Here is a 3,650-nt window from a genome sequence, read left to right on the forward strand (position 1 = left end):
GCATCCTCTAAAGTTTTTTTGGTTCTTTTTGTTCACAAAAAGAACAGTACCCTCCCACTCAAAGCATGGCAGTCGGAAATATCGTTATCTTTACGAGATGAAACAGAGTGTAGCCTTGTCGCTGGTACCCGGCGTCGGGAGCCGCCACATGCGGCGGTTGATCGAGACCTTCGGGAGCGCCGACGCCGTTATGGAAGCCGACATCGAGCAGTTGATGAGTGCCGGTCTGCCCCTGCGTCTGGCCCAGAGCGTCGCCTCGCGCGAGAGCGAAGCCCGTGCCCGGAGCGTGCTCGACCTCTGCGAGCGCACCGGCGTCCGCGTGTTGACCAGCGAGATGTCCGACTTTCCCCGCGCCTTCGCCGAGTGTCCCGACGCCCCCTGCGTGCTGTACGTCCGCGGCGAGATCGACTTCAACAGCGGCCACTGGATCTCCGTCGTCGGCACCCGGAACGCCACCCCCGGAGGCGTAGCCGCCGCCGAGCGCGTCGTGCGGGACATCTCCCTGCGGAGCACCGACAGCGTGATCGTCAGCGGCCTGGCCTTCGGCATCGACAAAGCCGCCCACGTCGCCGCCCTGAAATACCGGCTCCGCACCGTCGCCATCATGGCCGGGTGGGTGGACGACATCGTTCCCCGGAGCCACTACTACCTCGCCCGCCAGATCCTCGAATCCGGCGGCGCCATCGTCTCCGACATGCCGCCCGGCACCGTCATCGACCGCGGCAACTTCCTGAGCCGGAACCGGCTCGTCGCCGGCCTGAGCGCCGCCACCATCGTCGTCGAATCGGCCGCCCGCGGCGGCTCGTTAGTCACCGCCGACATCGCATCCAGCTACCACAAAGAGCTTTTCGCCCTCCCCGGCCCCATCGACGCACCGGCCAGCGAAGGGACGAACATGCTCATCCGGTCGAACAAAGCCATCCTGTACCAGAGCGCCGAAGACGTATGGGACACCCTGAACTGGTCGGCCGAACCGCCCCGGGCAGCCGCAGCCCCCTCCCCTGCCCCCTCCCTTTCCGCGCTCACCGAGCGGCAGCGGGCAGCCTATGACGCCTTTCCCGAAGGGAAACGGCTGGATGCCGAGACCCTGGCCGAGCTGTGGCAAGTACCCCTGTGGGAGGCATCGAGCCTCGTGGGACAGCTTCGCGCCAAAGGCCTCGTAGCCGTCGACCCGTATAAATGTTACTACAAAATCTGACCCTCATGAAACGTCTCCTCGTCACCGGAGCCACCGGACTGGTGGGCAGCCACCTGATCGCCGAGCTGCTGCGCCGCAACCGCTCGGCCTCGACGGCCGAACCGTGCGAAATCACGGCTGTCGCGCATTCCGAAGCCTCGTGGAGCCGGCTCGAATGGCTCCTCCGGCGCGAAAGGCTCGACGGAGAGAGCTACCGCAAAACGGTCGCCGCGTTAGAATACATCGACGACTGTCGCCGCATCCTGACCGACTGCCGTCCCGACGTGATTTTCCACTGCGCCGCACAAGTCGCCGTGGGCTCGGCACACAACGGCGAACGACTGGTGACCCGGAACGTCGAGATCACCCACAACCTGACCACCGCCGCACAGGAACAGCCCAAAGAGCTGCGACCGCTGTTCGTCCACGTCAGCTCCATCGCCTCGCTGGGACATACCGCCGGGCCGTCGGGGTGTCTGGACGAAGGGGCGATTATGGAAAACCTCTCCGGCGCATCGCCCTACGCCCGGAGCAAATTTCTGTCGGAAAACGAAGTCTGGCGAGCCGCTGCACACGGGTTGCCCGTCGTGATCGTCAATCCGGCCGTCATCGTGGGAATACAGGCACCGGAAGCCGACTTCTGGCTGAACGGTCTTTCCCGGGCAGCACGCAAAGGGGCCAACCGTTTCTGGCTCGACGGCGAGAGCGCCTTCGTCGCCGCTGCCGACGTGGCGCGCGCCATGGTGCAGCTGGCCGAGAACCCGGAGAGTTGGGGGAAACGATACATCCTCTCGGCCGAGAACCTCTCGTTCCGGCGGTTCCTGAGCGCCGTCGCCCAGGCCGTCGGCCGCCCCGCGCCCTCGCTCCGGATCCCCCGCTGGATGCTGCGAACCGCCGTTCCGTTCTGCCCCGCCCTGTCCGCCGTCCTCTCCGCCCACACCCCCGTCGACGGCTCCGCCATCCTCTCCGCCATCCCGTTCCGCTACACCGATCTGTCGGAACTCTGGCCCCAAATCGCCCTCGCGACCGAAAAAATTTGATAATTCGAATTTTAATACCGAAATTTGCACTCTGTTTTATTCATTCAACCGACCTGAAAAGCAATGAAAGTTTGTCAAATCACCGGGAAAGGGGCGCAGGGCGGACACAACGTGTCGCACTCGAACAAGAAGACCAAGCGCACGTTCAGCCCGAATCTGAAGAGCAAACGGTTCTTCCTCGAAGAAGAAAACCGTTGGGTGACGCTGAAAATTTCGGCGGCTGCTATGCGTACCATCAACAAAAACGGCTTGAGCAAAGCGCTGAAAAACGCCGCTGCGCTGCCTAAGATTTACTAACCGTTAGTCCGAGAGATCGAAAAAAATGGCTAAAAAAGGAAACCGCGTACAGGTGATCCTGGAGTGCACCGAGCACAAGGAGAGCGGGATGCCGGGTATGTCCCGCTACATCACCACCAAGAACAAGAAAAATACGCCGGATCGGATGGAACGCAAAAAATACAATCCGATTCTGAAACGCGTGACCGTTCACCGCGAAATTAAATAATCGTCATGGCAAAGAAAGTAGTCGCTACGCTCAAAACCGCCGCAAACGGCAAGAACGTAACCAAGTGCATCAAAATGGTGAAGTCGGAAAAGACCGGAGCTTATACCTTCAAGACCGAAATCGTTCCGAACGAAGAGGTGAAGGATTTCTTCGCAAAGAAATAATCCGGATTTTTCAGCCTCTGTCTTCGGCCTCTCTGTTCCTGCAGAGGAAGAGATTTCGTCTTATTTCTCCGGAGAAAGGAGGAGGCATATATCGACCGAAGATCGTTTGCATCGTCAGAGGGGTAGAGAACGGTGCAAAAACGACTTGTTCCGAAATAGCATATGGCTTCGGAGCAAGTCGTTTTTTCTTTGCCCCTTGTGACGCGAACAGGCAATCCGCCCGCATCCTATTGAGTATTCACGCCCCCGCCCCGGGCTACCGCGACTTTACTTCGGGCATATCGGGCGGCGTCGGCTACCGCGGCTATAGTTGGTCGTCTGCGGTGAACGGCATCTACGGAGCAGACTTGGATTTCTATTCTCAGTACCTCAACGCCAGCGACTCGGACTATCGTACCCACGGTCGTCAGTTGCGTTGCCTCTCGGAATAAACGGTGCGTGCCGCATTCCCAATTAGCAGCCTCTACCCTAATACCCTAAGGCTGGCCTCTACCACAAATTTGCCGAGGCGGCCTTAGCGATGCGCAAGCATCGCTCCGTCCCGCCGGGGTCACCCGGACGCCGCCCGCGCAGGGTAGTTCCGTCCGGCTCAAAGATCGAACCGCGCGCGACTGCTGGAGTAGGAAATCATTCAAACGCGTGATACGCGTTTGAATAAGATTTCCGCCAGCGCGCGGGCAAGAACAGCACCATGCTCGACCGCGCGCCACGCCTTAGAAGGGAAATCGTCAAAATGTGCTGGCACGTTTTGACAAGATTTCCCA

General features: G+C 60.2%; 6 protein-coding genes. All 6 read left to right on the top strand.

What is annotated here, in order from left to right; translation table 11 throughout:
• Nucleotides 1–97: 97 nt before the first annotated feature.
• The 6 genes from dprA (at nt 98) to QZ292_RS10060 (ending at nt 3,317) form a co-directional block, all read left to right on the top strand.
• Nucleotides 98–1,198 carry a DNA-processing protein DprA gene (gene dprA / locus QZ292_RS10035; RefSeq protein WP_294601148.1) on the top strand — a complete coding sequence of 367 codons (1,101 nt, stop codon included), beginning with the start codon at nt 98–100 and terminating at the stop codon, nt 1,196–1,198.
• Between the two features lie 5 nt (nt 1,199–1,203).
• Nucleotides 1,204–2,217, top strand: a complete 1,014-nt coding sequence (locus QZ292_RS10040) for an NAD-dependent epimerase/dehydratase family protein (RefSeq protein ID WP_294601150.1) — start codon at nt 1,204–1,206, stop codon at nt 2,215–2,217.
• A 63-nt stretch (nt 2,218–2,280) separates the two neighbouring features.
• On the top strand, nt 2,281–2,514 hold the full coding sequence (gene rpmB / locus QZ292_RS10045; protein WP_294591952.1) for a 50S ribosomal protein L28: 234 nt from the start codon (nt 2,281–2,283) through the stop codon (nt 2,512–2,514).
• A 25-nt stretch (nt 2,515–2,539) separates the two neighbouring features.
• Entirely contained in the window at nt 2,540–2,722 is a 183-nt protein-coding gene (gene rpmG, locus QZ292_RS10050; protein ID WP_294591950.1) for a 50S ribosomal protein L33, read from the top strand.
• A gap of 5 nt (nt 2,723–2,727) precedes the next feature.
• Nucleotides 2,728–2,886, top strand: coding sequence for a DUF4295 domain-containing protein (locus QZ292_RS10055; RefSeq protein WP_083377613.1), 159 nt, complete (start codon nt 2,728–2,730; stop codon nt 2,884–2,886).
• A gap of 230 nt (nt 2,887–3,116) precedes the next feature.
• A complete protein-coding gene (locus tag QZ292_RS10060) occupies nt 3,117–3,317 on the top strand; it encodes a hypothetical protein (RefSeq protein ID WP_294601152.1) in 201 nt (66 codons plus the stop codon).
• Nucleotides 3,318–3,650 lie beyond the last annotated feature (333 nt).

This window comes from uncultured Rikenella sp. (assembly GCF_910577125.1).
GTDB lineage: Bacteria > Bacteroidota > Bacteroidia > Bacteroidales > Rikenellaceae > Rikenella.